General features: G+C 69.1%; 13 protein-coding genes. 4 read left to right on the top strand and 9 right to left on the bottom strand.

Features of this window, described 5'->3' with window-relative positions:
* Nucleotides 1–522: 522 nt before the first annotated feature.
* Nucleotides 523–726: a YgaP family membrane protein gene (locus tag A9O63_RS14100; RefSeq protein ID WP_069332512.1), complete on the top strand. Its 204-nt coding sequence runs from the start codon at nt 523–525 to the stop codon at nt 724–726.
* A gap of 232 nt (nt 727–958) precedes the next feature.
* Here the strand turns inward: A9O63_RS14100 and uvrA are convergent, their stop codons facing one another.
* The 7 genes from uvrA to A9O63_RS14065 all read right to left on the bottom strand — a co-directional run bounded on the left by uvrA (nt 959) and on the right by A9O63_RS14065 (nt 13287).
* On the bottom strand, nt 959–3817 hold the full coding sequence (gene uvrA, locus A9O63_RS14095) for an excinuclease ABC subunit UvrA (RefSeq protein WP_069332511.1): 2859 nt from the start codon (nt 3815–3817) through the stop codon (nt 959–961).
* A gap of 116 nt (nt 3818–3933) precedes the next feature.
* Entirely contained in the window at nt 3934–5100 is a 1167-nt protein-coding gene (locus A9O63_RS14090) for an MFS transporter (protein ID WP_069332510.1), read from the bottom strand.
* A 175-nt stretch (nt 5101–5275) separates the two neighbouring features.
* Entirely contained in the window at nt 5276–6670 is a 1395-nt protein-coding gene (lpdA, locus tag A9O63_RS14085) for a dihydrolipoyl dehydrogenase (RefSeq protein WP_069332513.1), read from the bottom strand.
* An 88-nt stretch (nt 6671–6758) separates the two neighbouring features.
* Complete coding sequence (locus tag A9O63_RS14080; RefSeq protein WP_069332509.1) at nt 6759–7334, bottom strand: DUF924 family protein; 576 nt, start codon at nt 7332–7334, stop codon at nt 6759–6761.
* 206 nt (nt 7335–7540) lie between these two features.
* A complete protein-coding gene (locus tag A9O63_RS14075) occupies nt 7541–8797 on the bottom strand; it encodes an MFS transporter (protein WP_069332508.1) in 1257 nt (418 codons plus the stop codon).
* A 79-nt stretch (nt 8798–8876) separates the two neighbouring features.
* Complete coding sequence (gene queA / locus A9O63_RS14070) at nt 8877–9917, bottom strand: tRNA preQ1(34) S-adenosylmethionine ribosyltransferase-isomerase QueA (protein ID WP_069332507.1); 1041 nt, start codon at nt 9915–9917, stop codon at nt 8877–8879.
* An 85-nt stretch (nt 9918–10002) separates the two neighbouring features.
* Nucleotides 10003–13287 carry an AsmA-like C-terminal region-containing protein gene (locus A9O63_RS14065; protein ID WP_069332506.1) on the bottom strand — a complete coding sequence of 1095 codons (3285 nt, stop codon included), beginning with the start codon at nt 13285–13287 and terminating at the stop codon, nt 10003–10005.
* 90 nt (nt 13288–13377) lie between these two features.
* On the opposite strand from A9O63_RS14065, the gene A9O63_RS14060 reads away from it, so the two are divergent.
* The 3 genes from A9O63_RS14060 to A9O63_RS14050 all read left to right on the top strand — a co-directional run bounded on the left by A9O63_RS14060 (nt 13378) and on the right by A9O63_RS14050 (nt 16105).
* On the top strand, nt 13378–13839 hold the full coding sequence (locus A9O63_RS14060) for a peroxiredoxin (protein ID WP_069332505.1): 462 nt from the start codon (nt 13378–13380) through the stop codon (nt 13837–13839).
* A 414-nt stretch (nt 13840–14253) separates the two neighbouring features.
* Nucleotides 14254–15597 carry a M23 family metallopeptidase gene (locus A9O63_RS14055; RefSeq protein ID WP_069332504.1) on the top strand — a complete coding sequence of 448 codons (1344 nt, stop codon included), beginning with the start codon at nt 14254–14256 and terminating at the stop codon, nt 15595–15597.
* The gene (locus A9O63_RS14050) at nt 15587–16105 is read left to right on the top strand and encodes a bactofilin family protein (protein WP_011337886.1); all 519 of its coding nucleotides are present in this window, start codon (nt 15587–15589) and stop codon (nt 16103–16105) included. The genes A9O63_RS14055 and A9O63_RS14050 overlap by 11 nt, the downstream gene beginning before the upstream one ends.
* Nucleotides 16106–16291: 186 nt before the next feature.
* On the opposite strand, the gene A9O63_RS14045 is transcribed toward A9O63_RS14050, so the two are convergent.
* Complete coding sequence (locus A9O63_RS14045; RefSeq protein WP_069332503.1) at nt 16292–17068, bottom strand: DUF2189 domain-containing protein; 777 nt, start codon at nt 17066–17068, stop codon at nt 16292–16294.
* Nucleotides 17069–17271: 203 nt separating this feature from the next.
* Nucleotides 17272–18399, bottom strand: coding sequence for a peptide chain release factor 2 (gene prfB / locus A9O63_RS14040; RefSeq protein WP_069332502.1), 1128 nt, complete (start codon nt 18397–18399; stop codon nt 17272–17274).
* Between the last annotated feature and the right edge of the window lie 68 nt (nt 18400–18467).

Raw genomic sequence — 18467 nt, 5'->3', positions numbered from 1 at the left:
GCGGCGGGGCCCACGCCTCCGCCCGGTGCGGCGCGCCGCAAGGCCCTCCCCGAATGTCGCGACAGCAGGGTACACGCGGCGCCCGGCGCATGGGCAGGGTCCGCGAGAGGGCTCCCGAGCGGTCGAGACCATGGCAAGCCGCCTCCGCCCGTGGCGCCAGGATCGGAGCGCAGTCGGCAGCGCCGACAGGCGTTCCGGGCCCGCACCGCACCCGGCGTGGCGTCCAGACAAGGCCACCTTGGGGCCGTCGCTGCGGTCCGTCTCGGGACGATCCCGAAGCGCGCCCGCGGGCAGACATGGCTCCGGAACCGAATTCCCCCGAAAACACCCCTGCCATTGACGCCGCTCGTGCTCTCCGCAGCAGAGAGGGAGCGCACAGCGCTGGGGCGTGGTTTCCAGACAGAAGCCCACCGCTGCCGCCGGGCCGGGCATGCGTGACCAGATCACAGACGACGGACAGACCGGGGCCTAGGGTCGCCTCATGCCCCGTGTCGGGGCGGATCCAACCCAAGGGTGAGACGGATGTTCAAGACCAATGTCGGCGGCATCGACCGCATTCTCCGCATAGTCGCAGGGCTCGCGCTGCTCGCGGCCTTCTTCCTGCTGCCCGACGCGAGCTACCGCGTCGTCCTGCTGATCGGCATCGTGCCGCTGCTGACCGGCCTCTTCTCGACCTGCCCGCTCTACACGCTCCTCGGCCTCAACACCTGCCCGGTGAAGGGCTGAAGGACGCGGCCGCGCCGCTTGCACGTCGCTTAGGACCAATGGACTGCGGCGCGGCTGCCATTGCCTGCAGGGCAAAGGCGCCAGGGCGTCCGGGGGAAGCGCTGCACCGACGGCGGCCCTTGCAGGCAGGGCGGAGGCCGTGACCGCCTGCCTCAGGCACTTCCCCGCCCGTTTTTTCCGCGGCAGCGCGGCGCGAGCGGGGCTCGATGCCCCCGAGCGGCGCCGCCCCCGCCTATTCCGCCGCCAGACGCTTGGGCTTCAGCATGTCGCGGAGATAGCGCCCGGTGTGCGAGGCCTCGACCTTGGCCACCTCCTCGGGCGTTCCCTCGGCCACGATCTTCCCGCCGCCGTCGCCGCCTTCCGGGCCGATGTCGATGATCCAGTCCGCGGTCTTCACCACATCGAGATTGTGCTCGATCACCACCACCGTGTTGCCCTGCTCCACCAGCTCGTGCAGCACCTCGAGCAGCTTCTTCACATCCTCGAAATGCAGCCCCGTCGTCGGCTCGTCGAGGATGTAGAGCGTGCGCCCCGTGGCGCGGCGGCTCAGCTCCTTGGACAGTTTCACCCGCTGCGCCTCGCCGCCCGAGAGCGTCGTCGCCTGCTGGCCCACCTTGATGTAGCCGAGGCCCACCCGCATCAGCGCATCCATCTTCTCGCGGATCGAGGGCACCGCCTGGAAGAATTCCTGCGCATCCTCGACCGTCATCTCGAGCACATCCGCGATGCTCTTGCCCTTGAACCGGATTTCCAGCGTCTCGCGGTTGTAGCGGTGCCCCTTGCAGGTCTCGCAGGTCACATATACGTCCGGCAGGAAGTGCATCTCGATCTTGATGACGCCGTCGCCCTGACAGGCCTCGCAGCGCCCGCCCTTCACGTTGAACGAGAACCGGCCCGGCTGGTAGCCGCGCGCCTTCGATTCGGGCAGGCCCGCGAACCAGTCGCGGATCGGCGTGAAGGCTCCGGTGTAGGTCGCAGGGTTCGAGCGCGGCGTGCGCCCGATCGGCCGCTGGTCGATGTCGATGACCTTGTCGAGCTGCTCGAAGCCCTTGATCGTCTCGCAGGGCGCCGGCGTCTCGCGCGCCCCGTTCAGCCGCATGGCCGCCGTCTTGTAGAGCGTCTCGATGGTCAGGGTCGACTTGCCGCCGCCCGAGACGCCGGTCACGCAGACGAACTTGCCCAGGGGAAAATCCACCGTCACGTCGTGGAGGTTGTTGCCGCTGGCCTTCACCACCGTGAGCGCCTTGCCGTTGCCCTTCCGCCGCTCGGCGGGCACCGCGATCTCGCGCGCGCCCGAGAGATACTGGCCGGTGAGGCTCGCCGGATCGGCGGCGATCTCGGCGGGCGTGCCGTGCGCCACCACCTGCCCGCCATGGACGCCCGCGCCCGGGCCCACGTCGAACACATAATCCGCCTCGCGGATCGCATCCTCGTCATGCTCCACCACCAGCACCGAATTGCCCTGATCGCGCAGGTTCTTCAGCGTGGTCAGGAGCCGGTCGTTGTCGCGCTGGTGCAGCCCGATCGAGGGCTCGTCGAGCACATAGAGCACGCCCGTCAGCCCCGAGCCGATCTGCGAGGCGAGCCGGATCCGCTGGCTTTCCCCGCCCGAGAGCGTGCCCGCCGCGCGGCTCATCGACAGATAGTCGAGCCCCACATTGACGAGAAAGCCCAGCCGCTCGCGGATCTCCTTCAGGATCGCGCGCGCGATCTCGTTCTTCTGCGCGGTCAGATGGCCCGGCACGGTCTCGATCCAGGCGAAGGCCTCCTTGATCGACATCTGCACCACCTGCCCGATGTGCAGTCCGCCGATCTTCACCGCCAGCGCCTCGGGCTTCAGCCGGTAGCCGCCGCAGACATGGCAGGGCCGGTTGTTCTGGTAGCGCTCGAATTCCTCGCGCACCCAGGCGGAGTCGGTTTCGCGGTAGCGCCGCTCCATGTTCGGGATCACGCCCTCGAAGCTGCGGCTGACCTGATAGATCCGCCCGCCCTCGTCGTAACGGAAGGTGATCTCCTCCTCGCCCGAGCCGCGCAGGAAGACCGCCTGCACGTTGAACGGCAGGTCCTTCCATTTCTTCTTCGCATCGAAGCCGTAATGGCGCGCCAGCGCCTCGATGGTCTGGGTGTAGTAGGGCGATTTCGACTTGGCCCAGGGCGCGATGGCCCCCTGCTTCAGCGTCAGCCCCTGATCGGGCACCACGAGGCGCTCGTCGAAGAAGAGCTCCATCCCCAGCCCGTCGCATTCCGGGCAGGCGCCGAAGGGCGCGTTGAAGGAAAAGAGGCGCGGCTCGATCTCGGGGATGGTGAAGCCCGAGACCGGGCAGGCGAACTTCTCGGAGAAGGTCGTGCGCACCGGCTCGCCCTCGGCGGGCGCGCTCTCGAAGATCGCGATTCCGTCGGCGAGGTTCAGCGCGGTGCGGAAGCTGTCGGCCAGCCGCGTCTCGATCCCCTCGCGCACCACGATCCGATCCACCACCACATCGATGTCGTGGCGGAACTTCTTGTCCAGCGTCGGCGGCTCCTCCAGCTCGTGGAAGGTGCCGTTCACCTTCACCCGCTGGAAGCCCTGCTTGCGGAGCTCGATGAACTCCTTCTTGTATTCGCCCTTGCGGTCCCGGACGATGGGCGCGAGCAGATAGCCCCGCGTGCCCTCGGGCATCGCCATCACCGCATCGACCATATCCTGCACCTGCTGCGCCGCGATGGGCAGTCCGGTGGCCGGGCTGTAGGGCGTGCCGACCCGCGCCCACAGAAGGCGCATGTAGTCGTAGATCTCGGTCACGGTCCCCACGGTGGAACGCGGGTTCTTCGAGGTCGTCTTCTGCTCGATGGAAATGGCCGGCGACAGACCCGAGATATGGTCCACATCCGGCTTGCCCATCATGTCGAGGAACTGCCGCGCATAGGCCGAGAGGCTTTCCACATAGCGGCGCTGGCCTTCGGCATAGATCGTGTCGAAGGCGAGGCTCGACTTGCCCGACCCCGACAGGCCGGTGATGACCACCAGCTGATCCCGCGGGATGTCGATATCGATGCCCTTGAGATTGTGCTCGCGCGCTCCGCGCACCGAGATGAACTTCTGTTCGGCCATCGCCCCGATCCTCGCGATCTCGTCTTCCGGAACGGCGGATATAGAGGCCCGGGCCTGAGTCTCCAACCGCCGGTCGCGAACATAGTATGAACTCGAGCCGGATGGCAGGGATTATTTCACACCATCGCCCTGCGGCGGGCAGAAAGCCACTGGTGGAGCAGGATCCCGGCGAGGCTCGGCAGCAGCACGAAGAAGATCAGCCCCCGTGCTCCTTGGCCGGCCATGAGGGCCGCCAGAAGGGGCGTTCCGCTGGTGGTGCCGAGATTGCCGAGCTGCGCCACCGCGCCCGCGGCCCGCGCGCGATCCTCAGGGGCCGGGTTCAGCTGCGGGATGGCCGCGAAGGACGCGCCCTGCACCAGCCCCAGCGCCGCGGCGAGGCCGAGCGCCGCGGCCTCCATGGCGAGCCCCTGCCCCCAGCCCGCCCAGAGCGCCAGCGTCGAGACGATGGCGAGACCGAAGCCGGCCTGCACCATCTTCACCGCCGACACCCGGCCCAGCATCCAGACGCCCAGCGTTATCGAGACGGCGATGGAGGCGAGCGGCATGGCCGAAGCGAGGAAGGCCGGGTGCGGCGTCTCGGGCGGCAGAAGCGTCAGCAGCGCCACATAGACGAGCGTGTAGCAGAAGAAGCCGATGGCGGGCGCGGCCACCCGGGCCGAGGCATAGATCTGCCCGTGCTGGCGCAGGAGCGAGGGCTGGGTGCCCGGCACGCGTACGCTCCGCACGTCGGCGGGCAGAAGCGTCCGCACGAGGAGCGCACAGGCCGCCATATAGCCCGCATGGATCAGGAACAGCGGCGGGATGCCCCAGGCCGCCACCAGCGGCCGCCCGATCCAGGCGGTAAAGGCGAAGGAGACGGCGAAGAACGAAGCCCAGAGCGTCATGGCGAAGCCCTGCCGCGCCGGAGGGGCGATCTGCGCGATGAGCACGGGGGCGGCCACCACGATGGCCAGATGCGCCAGCCCCTCCACCGCCCGCAGCCCCAGCATGAGGCCGAGCGGCGGCAGAAACGCCTCGATCAGCGACAGGCCCGCGCCGGTGAGGAGTGCCGTCACCAGCACCCGGCGGTAGCCGAGGCGGGCCACGAAGAGCCCCGCCGTCGTGCCGAAGATCAGCCCCGCGAAGCCCACGACCGAGACGATGAGCCCGAGCGTCACCTCGGCAGCGCCGGCATAGGCGGCCGAGATCGGCTCGAAGATCACGCCCACCTTGGAGAATTGCGCAGCCGCGCCCAGTCCGGCGAACCAGAGCACGAAGACCTGAAACATGGGCGAGCGGATCATGCCCCCTCCTACTCCCGCGCCCCGGCCAAGGCCAGAGCGTCCGGCAGCTGACCGCGCCATGGTCAGGCCTCGCCACGCGGCCGCCAGAGACCCAAGGCGGCGAATGCCGGGCTACGCGACATCAACGCAGACGGCGCCCCGGAGGGCGCCGCCGCAGTCCTCTCGAGAGGAAGCCTCAGAAGTGGATCGCGCGGCCGTAGGCGTCGAGCACCGACTCATGCATCATCTCGGACAGGGTCGGATGCGGGAAGACGGTCTCCATCAGCTCCGCCTCGGTCGTCTCCAGCGCGCGGCCCACGACATAGCCCTGGATCAGCTCGGTCACTTCCGCGCCCACCATATGCGCCCCCAGAAGCTCGCCGGTCTTCGCATCGAACACCGTCTTCACGAAGCCCTCGGCCTCGCCCAGAGCGATGGCCTTCCCGTTGCCGATGAAGGGGAAGCGGCCGACCCTGATCTCGTAGCCCTTCTCCTTGGCCTTGGCCTCGGTCAGGCCCACGCTCGCCACCTGCGGCTGGCAATAGGTGCAGCCCGCGATCGAGCCCGGCTTGATCGGATGCGGATGCCCCCCCGCGATCAGCTCGGCCACCATGACGCCCTCGTGGCTGGCCTTGTGCGCCAGCCACGGCGCGCCCGCGATGTCGCCGATGGCATAGAGCCCCTCGACGCCGGTCCGGCAATATTCGTCGGTCACCACATGGCTGCGGTCGACGGTCACGCCCGCGGCCTCGAGCCCCAGCCCCTCGACATTGCCCACGATCCCCACGGCCGAGATCACCGTGTCGAACTCCATCCTCTCGGTCTTGCCGCCGGTCTCGACATGGGCCGTGACCTTGCCGCCCGCCCGGTCGAGCTTCTTCACCGTGGCCTTCTCGAGGATCTTCATCCCCTGTTTCACGAACTGCTTCCGGGCGAAGGCCGAAACCTCGGCATCCTCCACCGGCAGGATGCGCTCCATCACCTCGACCACCGTCGTGTCGGCGCCGAGCGTGTTGAAGAAGCTCGCGAATTCGATGCCGAGGGCGCCGGAGCCGATCACGAGCAGCTTTTTCGGCATCCGCTTCGGTTCCAGCGCATGACGGTAGGTCCAGACCAGATCGCCGTCCGCCTCGAGCCCGGGCAGCTCGCGCGCCCGCGCGCCGGTGGCAAGGACGATGGCCTTCGCCTCCAGCTCTTCCGCGCCCTTGTCGGTCTTGACCGAGACGCGGCCCTTGCCGGCCAGCGTGGCGTCGCCCATCACGACCGTGATCTTGTTCTTCTTCATCAGATGCGCCACGCCCGAGGACAGCTGCCTGGCCACCCCGCGCGACCGTTTCACCACCGCGGCGAGATCGTAGCCGATGCCCTCGGCCTTCAACCCGAACTCCTTCGCGCGATGCATCAGGTGGTAGACCTCGGCCGAACGCAGCATCGCCTTGGTGGGGATGCAGCCCCAGTTCAGGCAGATCCCGCCCAGATTCTCGCGCTCGACGATGGCGACGTTCAGGCCCAGCTGAGCCCCTCGGATCGCGCAGACATAGCCGCCGGGACCGGCGCCGATCACGATCATGTCGAAGCTCTTCGCGGGCATCCTCGCCTCCATGGAAAAAGTAGTTTGGCCTTAAACCATTTCCCTCACCTGCGCAACGGCCGCCCCCGGCTGCAGTGGGCGCGGCGCCTCACCCCCGCAGGCGCCGCACCTCGGCCGCATAGGCGCCTTCGGCAAGGAAAGCCTCCTCCTCCGGGGTGGAGGTCCGGCCGAGCGCCGCGTTGCGGAAGGGAAAGCGCCCGAAACGGGCGATGATCGCCGCATGGGCATGGGCATGCAGCAACCCTTCGGTTCCGGTCTCCGGCATCCGCTCCCGGAACAGGCGCACCGCCTCGGCCTGATCCTCGGACGCCTCCGAATGTTCGAGCGGCAGGTAGAAGAACTGCCGCTCGGGCTCGGGCGCGCCCAGATCCCAGTCCGCCGCGATCGCCTTGCGCGCGCAGTCCCGCGCCAGCGGATCCGTGGCGAAAGCCTCCGCGCTGCCGCGGAACATGTTGCGCGGAAACTGGTCGGTGAGGATCAGGAAGGCGAGGCTGCCCACCGTCCCCTCGGTCCAGTGATCCAGCCCGCCGTCGCGCGCCGCCTGCCACAGATCGCCGAACCGCTCGCGAATGGCCTCATCCACCTCCGGATCGACCGCATACCAGCCCTCGGGCCCGACCTCGCCCAACCAGAAGTCGAGCACCGCCACCGGATCGTCCGCCATTCCTGCCTCCTGGCTGTGATGGCCTCAACCTGACAGGTCGGGCGCAGGGCGGCAACCGCCTTCGCCCCGGGCCCCGGACGCGCTCTCGCCGCGCGCCCGATCCCGCTTTCACTCTGCGCAAATATCCCGCGGGGAGTCCGGCCCGCAGGGCCGGACGGGGGCGCGCAGCCCCCTGCCCCCGGCAGCCGCAGCTCCCAAGGCTCCCGTCACTCGGCCGCCTGCTGCGCCTCCTGCGCCTCGGTCACCACCTCCATCACCGCCCCCACCGCAACCGGCGAGGCCGTGGGCGCCACGGACGCGAACGAGCCGGTGTCGGCCACCGCCGGCGCCGCGCGCCGCGTCATCCGCCATCCGGCATAGGCCGCCATCGCGCCATAGAGGATGCCGATGAAGAGGAAGAAACCGCTCGGCCCCGCCTGCTCCATGATCCAGCCCGTCACCAGCGGGCCGCAGATCGCGCCGAGCCCGTTCATGAACAGAAGGGCTGCCGAGGCCGCCGCCATGTCCTCCTTGCCCAGAAAATCGTTCGTGTGGGCGATGAGCAGCGAATAGATCGGGTTGGTGATCCCGCCCAGAAGCAGCGCAACCCCGATCAGCCCCCAGAAGGGCGGCGCCAGCATCACGGTCAGGGCCATGAGCAGCCCCGCCACCACCGCAAGCCCGAGGATCAGCTGGCGCCGGTCCATCCGGTCCGAGGCCCAGCCGATCGGATATTGCAGCACGAGCCCGCCCACATAGAGCGAGCCGATGAAGATCGAGATCTCCTGCACCGAGAGCCCGTCGAGCGTGCCCCAGACCGAGGCCATGCCGAACATGGCCGAGAAGATCCCGCCCGTCATCAGCATCCCCACCACGCCCAGGGGAGAGACGCGGAACAGGTCGCGCACCGAGAGCCGCCGCGTCGTCTCGAAGGTGGGCGTGGGCGTGACAGTGAGCAGGATCGGCATGAAGGCCAGCGACACCAGCACCGAAGGGATCACGAAGAGCGTGAAGCCGGACGGATCGGCCGCATTCAGCAGCGCCTGACTGGTGATGATGCCCACCATCTGCACCATCATGTAGGCCGACATCGCCTGCCCGCGGGTCTCGTTCGTGGCGGTGTTGTTCAGCCAGCTTTCGGCCGTGATATAGACGCCCGAGAAGCTGAAGCCGATCAGCACCCGCAGGAGCGTCCAGGCCGTCCAGTCGGGCAGCACCGGATAGACCACAAGCACCGCCGAGATCATCGACCCCAGCGCCGCGAAGACCCGCACATGGCCCACGCGGCGGATCATGTCGGGGGCGACCTGCGAGCCGACGAGGAAGCCTGCGAAATAGGCCGAGGTCACGATGGCGAGCTGGGTGGTGGAAAAGCCCTCCAGCGTGCCGCGGATGCCCAGAAGCGAGGCCTGCACGCCGTTGCCCACCATCAGCAGCATGACGCCCAGCAGCAGCGGCCAGGTGGCGGCGAGGACCTTGAACATGAACGGCTCCGTGACTTGCAAGGCAGGCTAACATCCGGCGCCCGGAGGGACCGCCGGAAGGCGACGTTCGGCGACCGTTTCAGCCGCCGGGGATCAGCAGCGACGCATCGCCGTAGGAGAAGAAGCGGTAGTCGTGGCGCACCGCATGGTCGTAGATCGCGCGGATCCGCTCCTGTCCCATCAGGGCCGAGACGAGCATGAGGAGCGTGGACTTGGGCAGATGGAAGTTCGTCATCAGCGCGTCGGTCACGCGGAAACGGTAGCCCGGATAGATGAAGATGTCCGTCTCGCCGCGCCAAGGCCGGATCGCGCCCGAGGCCGCCGCGCTCTCGATCAGGCGGAGGGCCGTGGTGCCCACGGGGATCACCCGGCCGCCCGCGGCCTTCGCAGCCGCGATCTCGGCGGCGGCGGTTTCGGTCACCTCGCCCCATTCGGCATGCATCCGGTGCGTGGTCACATCCTCGACCTTCACCGGCAGGAAGGTGCCCGCCCCCACATGGAGCGTCACCTCGGTGAAGCCCACGCCGCGCGCGGCCAGCGCCTCGAGCAGCGGCCGGTCGAAATGGAGCGAGGCCGTGGGCGCGGCCACCGCCCCCGCATGGCGGGCGAAGACCGTCTGGTAATCCTCGTCATCCTGCGCGTCGGGCGCGCGTCGGGCCGCGATATAGGGCGGCAGCGGCATGGCGCCGGCTTGGGCCAGCGCCGCGTCGAACGCCTCGCCCGCCCGGTCGAAGACGAGGCGCAGGTCGGTCTCGCCCTTCTCGGCCACCTCGGCCGAGAGCGCGTCCGAGAAGCGGATCGTCTCGCCCGGCTTCAGCTTGCGCAGAGGCTTGGCCATGGCCCGCCAGCCGCCCGCCGCGGCGGGCTCCATCAGCGTGACCTCGATGCGCGCCTCCGCCTCGCCCCGCGTCCGCGTGCCGGTGAGACGGGCGGGAATCACGCGCGTGTTGTTCAGCCCCAGCCGGTCGCCCGGCCGGAAGATGTCCACCAGATCGCGCACATGCCGGTCCTCGATCCGGTCCCCCTCGGCCAGCAGCAGCCGCGCGGCGGTGCGGGGGCGGGCCGGGCGCGTGGCGATCAGGCGCTCGGGCAGGTCGAAGTCGAAGTCGGAAAGCTGCATGTCGGAAACCGGGTCGGACGCGGGAGCGGGATGGCGGCCACCCCGTCCGGGACTTGGAGTGCCGGCACGGGGAAGGCAAGGGCGATCAGGGCAGAACCGGCACCGGTCGGCGAAAGATCTCGCGGAACATGCCGGGCGTGAGGATCGAGAGCGGGTTCACCGAGACGGCCGGCCGGTCGGCCGATCCGGTCACGGAATAGTTGAAGCCGAACAGCCCCTCGCCGCGCCGGGTCAACACCGAGCCGATGCCGTTCAGCAGATAGATGGGCGAGATCACCCCCTGCAGGTCGAGCCGCCGGTCGGCCGTCCGGTAGAGCCCCTCCAGCGTGACCCCCATCGAGGCCCCCACCGCAGAGGCTTCGGAGATCTCGACCGCCCCCGGCTGCACCCGGAACCGGACGTCGCCCTCGGCAAAGAGAAGCCCGTCGCCGTTCAACTGCTCGAGGAGTCCCACCACCGAGATCGCATTGAGGAGCGCCGCCAGCACCGGCGCATTCGTCACGCGGAAGTTCGAGACCGCCGCCCGTCCGCGGTAGCCGTCGCGCCCCTCGGGCGTGAGGCTGAGGTCGAGATCGCCGCCCCGCGCATCGGGAAAGATCCCCGCCGAGGCGATCACGCCGCCCGCATCCCGGGACCTGAGCCGCACGGCGCTGCGCCCGTTCATCGGGACCACCGTCCCCTCGACGGCGGCGCGTCCGTTCACCCGGCCGCGAAAGGCGCCGTTGAACCCGTCACGGGTGCCGAAGCGGCCCTCGACGCCGGTCAGCGCGATGCCCGACGTGACCTGCAGCCGGTCGAGCGCGACGAGGATCGGCACCGCCGTGCCCCCGCCGCCGCCCCCGCCTCCCAGGCCGCCCAGCCGCGTGAGATCGACCGACCCGCCGCGGAGCTGCACCTCGGGCGGCTGGTTCGCGCCCCGCCCCACCAGCGTCACCGGCGCGTCGAGCCAGCCGTTCAGCCGCACCCGGTCGAAGCGCACGGCATCCAGACCGCCGTCGGCCCGCAGGTCGACCCGGCCCGAGGCCGCGAGCCCGCCGCCCTCCAGCACGAGCTTGCTCACCGAGACCGGCTTGCCCAGCGATGCCTCGACCTCGAGCCGGCCCGCGCGGTTCGCGGGCTTCGACCAGCCGATCGCGGCCAGACCCGTGCGCAGCCCCACGAGATCCGACGAGAGCGTGAGCCGCGGATCGCGGCCCTTCTCCATCTCCACCCGGAAGCGGCCGGGCGTGCGGCCCTCGACGGCGCCGGCAGGCAGGCCCAGCCTGAACTCCTCGACGGCGGCGGGCGAGAGGGTGGCCGTGCCCTCGACCGAGGACCGCCCCTGCGCCTCGCGGCCGAAGGCCAGCCGGTAGGTCGCATCGAACGGCACCCGGCCGAAGCTGCCCGCGCCGGTCACGGTCAGACCCTCGGGCTCGGCCACAAGCGCAAGGCGGGGTGCCACGATGCTGCGGCCGGGCACCAGCGTGTCGGAGCGGAAGTCGGTGATCGTGCCGCGGACCGAGAAGTCGACATCCTCGGGCTCGACCTTGCGCTTGAGCGGCAGGGCGAGCGCCGTCTCCATCACCGCGCGGCCCTCTCCCAGATCGACCGAGCGGCCGGCCTTCTCGAGGAAGCGGAAGGGCGGCTGGTCCAGCAGCGACAGGGCTGCCGTGACGCCGCTCTCGCTGTTGAGCGAGATCCGCGCCTGCGCCGGTTTCTCGGTCACATCCGGCACCTCGAAAACCGAGCGCGTGACCCGGATCGGGCCGCCCGCCGGAGGCGTCACCTGCCCCTCCTCCAGCACCATCAGATAGCGGCGATCCTCGATCGAGGCATAGCCCGACCCTTTCTCGATGGGCGGCAGGGTCTTGAGATAGCGCACATCCCCGTCGCGGAACTCATAGCCGAGCGAGAGGCGCGTCTCGCGGCCGGGGCTCATGCGCAGGCCGGCCTCGACCTCGAACAGCCGCCCCTCCTGCACATTCTCCTCCAGCCATTTCCGCGTCTTGGACACCAGCGACAGCGGCCAGAGCGCGAGAAGGTCGGCATAGGAGATCTCGTTCAGCCCGAGGTCGAAGGCCACGCGCCAGCCGCCCGGCTCGGCCGAGGCATGGCCGCGCCCCGACAGGCGCCGCCCCTGCTCGACCAGCGCGAGCTGCCCGATGTCCACCCGGAACGGATCGAGCCGCATCCGCAGATCGAGCGCCCCTTCCGAGAAATGGACCGGCGTCTCGAACAGGCCCTCGGGGTCGGCGCTGGCATCCTCGACCCGGATCTGCGCCAGAATCTCGCTCGGAAGCCCCCGCGAGACCCCCGGCAGGTAGGCGTGGCCCTGCGCCGAAAGCCGGATCGAGCGGCCCTGCACCTCGAGCCGGGTGAGGTTCATCCGCTCGCGTCCCGGATCGTAGGCGAAGGCGAGCCCGGCCCGGTCGAAGGCGATGGGCCTCGTCTCGGGCCGCGGTTGCAGCGCGCCCTCGCCGCTGTCGAGCCCCGCCTCCAGCCGCGTGAGCCGCCCCTCGCCGTCGAGCGCCGCCGAGAAGCGCCCCGAGAGCGCCGCATCCAGCACCTCGAGCCAGGCCACCGGGGCGGCCTGAGCGGCGATGTCGGCGGCCGCCACATGATCGACCGTGGCCGAGATCCGCGCCTCGGGGCTGCCGGGCGTGGTGACGAAGGTCACGAGCGCCTGCGCGGGCGCGCGGCCCGGCGAATTCAGAAGGGTCAGGCCGATCTCGAGCGCGCGCCGGTCGGGCCCGTTCACGAGCGTGAGACGCCCGTCCCCCGCCTGCCATGTCCGGCCCGCGCGGCGGTCGTCGAGCGTGAGGGTCGTGCCCTCGGCCTCGATCCGCCGGAGGTCGGCCAGCACCGGCTGGGCGAAGAGCCGGTCCACCGTCTCGCGCAGTTCGGCGTAGCTCGCGAGGCGGAAGGTGCCGCCCTGCTCGCCCATGGCGACATCGAAGCGCCCGTCGGCCAGCCTGCGCAGCGAGATGCGCGCACCCGAGAGGGTGATGGTCTTGGGATGGAGCGCGCCGCGCAGCGCGGCGCCCCGGTCGAACACCACCCGCGCCTCGGGCAGCGTGACGAGCGTGCGCCCGTCGGCCTGCCGCAGGCGCACATCGTCGAGCCGCAGCCGCGGGATCCAGTTCGGCTCCACCGTCACCACGAGCCCGCCGAGCGAGACCGACAGCGCAGGCTCCAGCGCCCGGTTGATCCGCGTCTCGGCCTCGGTCACGGCCCAGCCGGGCAAGGGCAGCGGCCGACCCGTGAAGGCCAGCGTGGCGAAGCCCGCGACGGCCGCCACCAGCGCGAGACTGAGCAGCAACCACAGCGAAGCCCGGCCGCGCCGCGACCGCCCCTTCCGCTCCGATGCCTGCCGCTCGCCGCTCTCTGCCATCAGATCCTTTTCCCGAGCATGGGCTTGCCTTTACCGGGACCGTTGAACAACTAAAACTGCCGTGACCAGTCCCTCAGCAAGGAGCCGCCCATGACGGATGCCGGACAGACCGCCCCCGATTTCACCCTGCCGCGCGATGGCGGGTCCAGCGTGTCCCTGTCGGGCCTTCGGCCCGGCAAGGTGGTCGTCTATTTCTACCCCAAGGACGATACCTCGGGCTGCACCCTCGAGGCGCAGGAATTCACCGCCCTCGCGCCGCAGTTCGCCGAGATCGGCACCACCGTCATCGGCATCTCGAAGGACAGCGTGAAATCGCACGACAAGTTCTGCGCCAAGCACGGGCTGGGGATCGTGCTCGCCTCGGACGAGGGCGCGACCACCGCCGAGGATTACGGCGTGTGGAAAGAGAAGAATATGTACGGCAAGACCTACATGGGCATCGAACGCTCCACCTTCCTGATCGACGGCGAGGGCAGGATCGCCCGCGTCTGGCGCAAGGTGACGGCGCGGGGCCACGCGGCCGAGGTGCTCGAAGCGGCCCGCACACTCTGACTGCCCGTGCCCGCCCCCACGGCGGGCGTACATCCTGACGGCCCGCGCCCGCCCGAGTAGCGGGCGCAAATCCCGAATGCCCGCGCCCGCCCACATGGCGGGCGTAGATCTTCGCTGCCCGCGCCCGCCCACATGGCGGGCGCAAATCCCGTGGCAGGAGCCGGTCTGTTGCAGAATCGTCACGGCCAGAGCTCCATCGGCAGGCTTCCGCCGAAAAAGACCCCCACCTGACGGAACTTTCTCCGGATCGGCAGGTTTTCGCCCATTCGGGCAAGGTTTCGCCTTCGCCCTCCCTCGATTGGTCAAACTTGTTGCAGCCCTGCCGACCGCTGGCTAGTCAGTCTGCGGGGACAGGAAGGCCGACCCGGCGTCGGCGAAGGTTCGTCACCGCGCAACAACAAACGGGACCGACCGGTGCTGACGCGACTTCATTATCGGATTCACACGAGCCTCGAACGCATCCTTCCGGAGCGGCGGCTGTTTCTCAAATCCGATAGCGACACGCGCTTCATCCGGCTCCGACCCGTGACGCAGCTCGCCGCTCTCGCCGGCGGCACGCTCCTCGTGAGCTGGACGATCCTCGCCACCTCCATCGTGCTGATGGATTCGGTGACCGCGGGCGGCACCCGCGACCAGACCCAGCGCCAGCAGGCGCTCTACGAATCCCGCCTCAATGCCCTGTCCGCCGACCGCGACCGCCGCGCCGACGAAGCCGTGCGCGCGCAGGAGCGGTTCAACCTCGCGCTGGCCGAGGTCTCGAAGATGCAGACGGCGCTCCTCGCCACCGAGGATCGCCGCAAGGAGCTCGAGACCGGCATCGAGGTGCTGCAGGACACGCTGATCCGCACCATCAAGGAGCGCGACGACGCCCGCGAAGAATCCGAGCGCGTGACGGTTGCGCTGGCCGAGCAGACCGGCTCCGCCCGCACCGACGGCTCGCGGATGGCCGATGCCGAGGCGACGCTCGACCAGCTTTCCACCACGCTCGCGGCCACCGCGCGCCAGCGCGACGACATGGCCAATGCCGTGCTTCTGGCCAAGGAAGAGACCGAGGAGGTCCTTCAGGAGAAGGCCGAGCTTCAGGCCCGCAACGACCTCATCTTCGGCCGGCTCGAGGAAGCGGTGACCGTGTCGATGGAGCCGCTCGACAAGATGTTCCGCGCCGCGGGCCTCTCGACCGACTCGCTGCTCAAGCAGGTGCGCCGCGGCTATTCGGGCCAGGGCGGTCCGCTCTCGAAGCTGACCGTCTCGACCATGGGCGGGGCCGATCTCACCCCCGAGGAGCGCCGCGCGAACGAGATCCTGAACGGCCTCGACCGCATGAACCTCTATCGGCTCGCGGCCACCAAGGCGCCCTTCTCGATGCCGGTGAAGACCGCCTTCCGCTATACGTCGGGCTTCGGCGGGCGGGACGACCCGTTCGGGCGCGGCAAGCGCCGCCACGAGGGCATCGACATGGCCGGCGCGAGCGGCAGCCCGATCTATGCCACCGCCGACGGCGTGGTGATCCAGGCCGGAACGGCCAGCGGCTATGGCAAGGTCATCAAGATCCGCCACGAGTTCGGCATCCAGACCGTCTACGGCCACCTGTCCCGAATCCGGGTGGAGAAGGGACAAAGGGTATCGCGCGGCGACCGGATCGGTGATATGGGCTCAACAGGCCGGTCCACCGGCACCCATCTTCACTACGAGGTCCGCGTGGACGGCTCGCCCGTCAACCCGATGACCTTCATCAAGGCGGCGAAAGATGTTTTCTAAGAGCAGAATCAACGAGCCCGGTCCCAAACAGGGCGAGGCCGAAAGGCCGAAGAATCAGGAAGCTCCCGTGCAGAAACCCTCGACCGACTTTGCGCCCGGCGCGCCGAAACCCAAGCCTTCCGCCTCGGTCCTGTCGTCGGACCTGACGGTGGTGGGCAACCTGCGCACGACCGGCGACATTCAGGTCGAAGGCACGGTCGAAGGCGACATCCGCGCTCATCTGCTGACCGTGGGCGAGAGCGCCACGATCCGCGGCGAGATCGTGGCTGACGACATCGTGGTCAATGGCCGCGTCATCGGCCGCGTCCGCGGCCTGAAGGTGCGCCTCACCTCGACCGCCCGCGTCGAGGGCGACATCATCCACAAGACCATCGCCATCGAGTCGGGCGCCCATTTCGAGGGTTCCGTCCAGCGGCAGGAAGATCCGCTCCAGAGCGGCAAGGGCGGCGCCTCGGCGGCTCCGCAGGCGGCTCCGGCCCCGCAGGCCACCAAGCCCGCCGATCTCTGATCCGTCTTCGCCGTCGGACCGGCACGACCAGGGGCGCCCATCGGGCGCCCTTTTGCATGGCAGAACCTGCCAGTCCGGGCAGCATCCCCCCGGAGCCGCGACACCTGCCAGATCGGGGAAATCGACGACCCCCGCCCTGCGGGTGAAGGCAGTCCTCCGGGCCAGCTTCACGCGGCCCGGAGCAGATCAGTCGAGCGCCAGGCGGTAGAGATGCCAGGTCGCGTGGCCCAGCACCGGCAGCGCAATCAGCAAGCCCAGAAACCCGGGCAGCATGGCGAAGAACAGGATGCCCGCGATGGTGATGCCCCATGACAGCATCAGCACCGGATTGGCCTGCACCACCTGCACGCTGGTAATCATCGCGGTCACGAAATCGATCTCGCGGTCGAGGAGCAGCGGCAGGCTGATCACGGTGATCGAGAACAGGATGCTCGCGAAGACCGCGCCCACCAGAAGCTCGACGACGAGCAGCGTGAGCCCGTGTGCCGTCAGGAAGGATTCGAACGAGCTCGAGATGTTCACGATCGGCTGCATCCCCATGAAGAGGGCGAAGACCATGTGGGACAGGAAATTCCAGAACAGGAAGAAGATCACCACGACCGCCGCCATGGACGGGATCTGGCGATCCTTCTGGCTGAGGATCACGCCGAGCACCTCCCCCCAGTGCAGCGGCAGGCCCAGTTCCAGCCGGCGGCTGACCTCGTAGAGGCCGCAGGCGAGGAAGGGGCCGAGGATGGGAAAGCCCGCCGCAGCGGGCAGGATCCACCAGAGATTTCCGCTCGTGGTGAGCGCGTAGAGAATGATCCAGCCAAAGATCACATAGGTGGCGGCGAAGAACAAACCGAAGGCCGGGGCGCGTCTGAAGTCACGCAGTCCGGCAAATAGCACAAGCCTCAGGTCTTCCGGGGTGAGCAAGCGCACCTCCGGAACGGCCTCGGCCGATTCCAGGTAGCTTTGCGACATTCCGAGACTCCTCCTTCTCGTAGGAAAGAGCCTAAGCGCAGGTGCCGTGCAGCACCAAGATGATTCTGCACCTCAGCTTTTGGTCGCGCCGTCCTCGGAAAAAGGGCGGAGGCGCGAAGCACGGGCCGCTGCGGCCTTCACGGACATGGAAACGGCCTGCCGCCGCGCGGGCAATGGCCCGGTCCAGCGATGCCGCGCGGGCCTTATTCTTCGGCGTTGGCTTCGGCGCGGCTCTTGCCGGCCACATCCTGCGCGAGCGTGGCCTGCATGAACCGGTCCAGATCGCCATCGAGAACGCCCTGCGTGTCCGAGGTCTCGACGCCCGTCCGCAGGTCCTTCACCATCTGATAGGGCTGCAGGACGTAGGAGCGGATCTGGTTGCCCCAGCCCGCCTCGCCCTTGGCCTCGTGCTGGGCGTTGATCGCCGCGTTCCGCTTGTCGAGCTCCAGCTGGTAGAGCCGGGCCTTCAGCGCGTTCATCGCGGCCTCGCGGTTCTGGTGCTGCGACTTCATCGAGGAGGTCACGACGATATTTGTCGGAAGGTGGGTGATCCGCACCGCCGAGTCGGTGGTGTTGACGTGCTGGCCGCCCGCGCCCGACGAGCGATAGGTGTCGATGCGGATGTCGTTGGCCGGGATCTCGATCTCGATATTGTCGTCCACCACCGGATAGACCCAGACCGACGAGAAGGAGGTGTGCCGCCGCGCCGCCGAGTCGTAGGGCGAGATCCGCACCAGCCGGTGCACGCCGCTCTCCGACTTCAGCCAGCCATAGGCGTTCGGCCCCGAGATCTTGTAGGCGGCCGACTTGATGCCCGCCTCCTCGCCCGCCGATTCCGACTGCAACTCGACCTTGTAGCCCTTGCGCTCGGCCCAGCGGACATACATCCGCGCCAGCATCGAGGCCCAGTCGCAGCTCTCGGTGCCGCCCGCGCCCGCATTGATCTCGAGGAACGTGTCGTTGCCGTCCGCCTCGCCGTCGAGCAGCGCCTCGAGCTCCTTCGCGCGGGCCGTCTCGACCAGAGCGCGGATCGCGGCCTCGGCCTCGGTCACGATCTCCTCGTCGCCCTCGGCCTCGCCGAGCTCGATCAGCTCGACATTGTCGCGCAGCCCGGTGTCGATCAGCCGGTAGGTCGAGAGCTGGTCCATGAGCTGCTGACGCTCGCGCATCAGCTTCTGCGCCCGGGCCGGGTCGTTCCACAGATTGCCGTCCTCGATCATCGCGTCGAATTCCTCGAGCCGGTGCGGCGCGGTCTCGAGATCCATGCGCTGGCCGAGCAGCGCGAGCGAGCGCCGGATGGCCTCGACTTGGTTCTGGGTCTCGGTGCGCATGGGCGAAGGTCCTCGAACGGTTCAGGCGGGGATCGGTTCAGGCGGGGGTGATAGCGCGAAGGCGCGGA

Origin of the sequence: Cereibacter johrii (assembly GCF_001720585.1) — a bacterium.
GTDB lineage: Bacteria > Pseudomonadota > Alphaproteobacteria > Rhodobacterales > Rhodobacteraceae > Cereibacter_A > Cereibacter_A johrii.
This window is presented reverse-complemented; position numbering and strand designations above follow the sequence as displayed.

Bases quoted from the DNA above. Each gene is read 5' to 3' on its own strand.
- A9O63_RS14060 (WP_069332505.1), top strand. From the start codon at position 13,378: ATGACGGATGCCGGACAGACCGCCCCCGATTTCACCCTGCCGCGCGAT.
- queA (WP_069332507.1), bottom strand. From the start codon at position 9,917: ATGCAGCTTTCCGACTTCGACTTCGACCTGCCCGAGCGCCTGATCGCC.
- A9O63_RS14050 (WP_011337886.1), top strand. From the start codon at position 15,587: ATGTTTTCTAAGAGCAGAATCAACGAGCCCGGTCCCAAACAGGGCGAG.
- A9O63_RS14065 (WP_069332506.1), bottom strand. From the start codon at position 13,287: ATGGCAGAGAGCGGCGAGCGGCAGGCATCGGAGCGGAAGGGGCGGTCG.
- A9O63_RS14100 (WP_069332512.1), top strand. From the start codon at position 523: ATGTTCAAGACCAATGTCGGCGGCATCGACCGCATTCTCCGCATAGTC.
- A9O63_RS14080 (WP_069332509.1), bottom strand. From the start codon at position 7,334: ATGGCGGACGATCCGGTGGCGGTGCTCGACTTCTGGTTGGGCGAGGTC.
- lpdA (WP_069332513.1), bottom strand. From the start codon at position 6,670: ATGCCCGCGAAGAGCTTCGACATGATCGTGATCGGCGCCGGTCCCGGC.
- A9O63_RS14045 (WP_069332503.1), bottom strand. From the start codon at position 17,068: ATGTCGCAAAGCTACCTGGAATCGGCCGAGGCCGTTCCGGAGGTGCGC.
- A9O63_RS14090 (WP_069332510.1), bottom strand. From the start codon at position 5,100: ATGATCCGCTCGCCCATGTTTCAGGTCTTCGTGCTCTGGTTCGCCGGA.
- prfB (WP_069332502.1), bottom strand. From the start codon at position 18,399: ATGCGCACCGAGACCCAGAACCAAGTCGAGGCCATCCGGCGCTCGCTC.
- A9O63_RS14075 (WP_069332508.1), bottom strand. From the start codon at position 8,797: ATGTTCAAGGTCCTCGCCGCCACCTGGCCGCTGCTGCTGGGCGTCATG.
- uvrA (WP_069332511.1), bottom strand. From the start codon at position 3,817: ATGGCCGAACAGAAGTTCATCTCGGTGCGCGGAGCGCGCGAGCACAAT.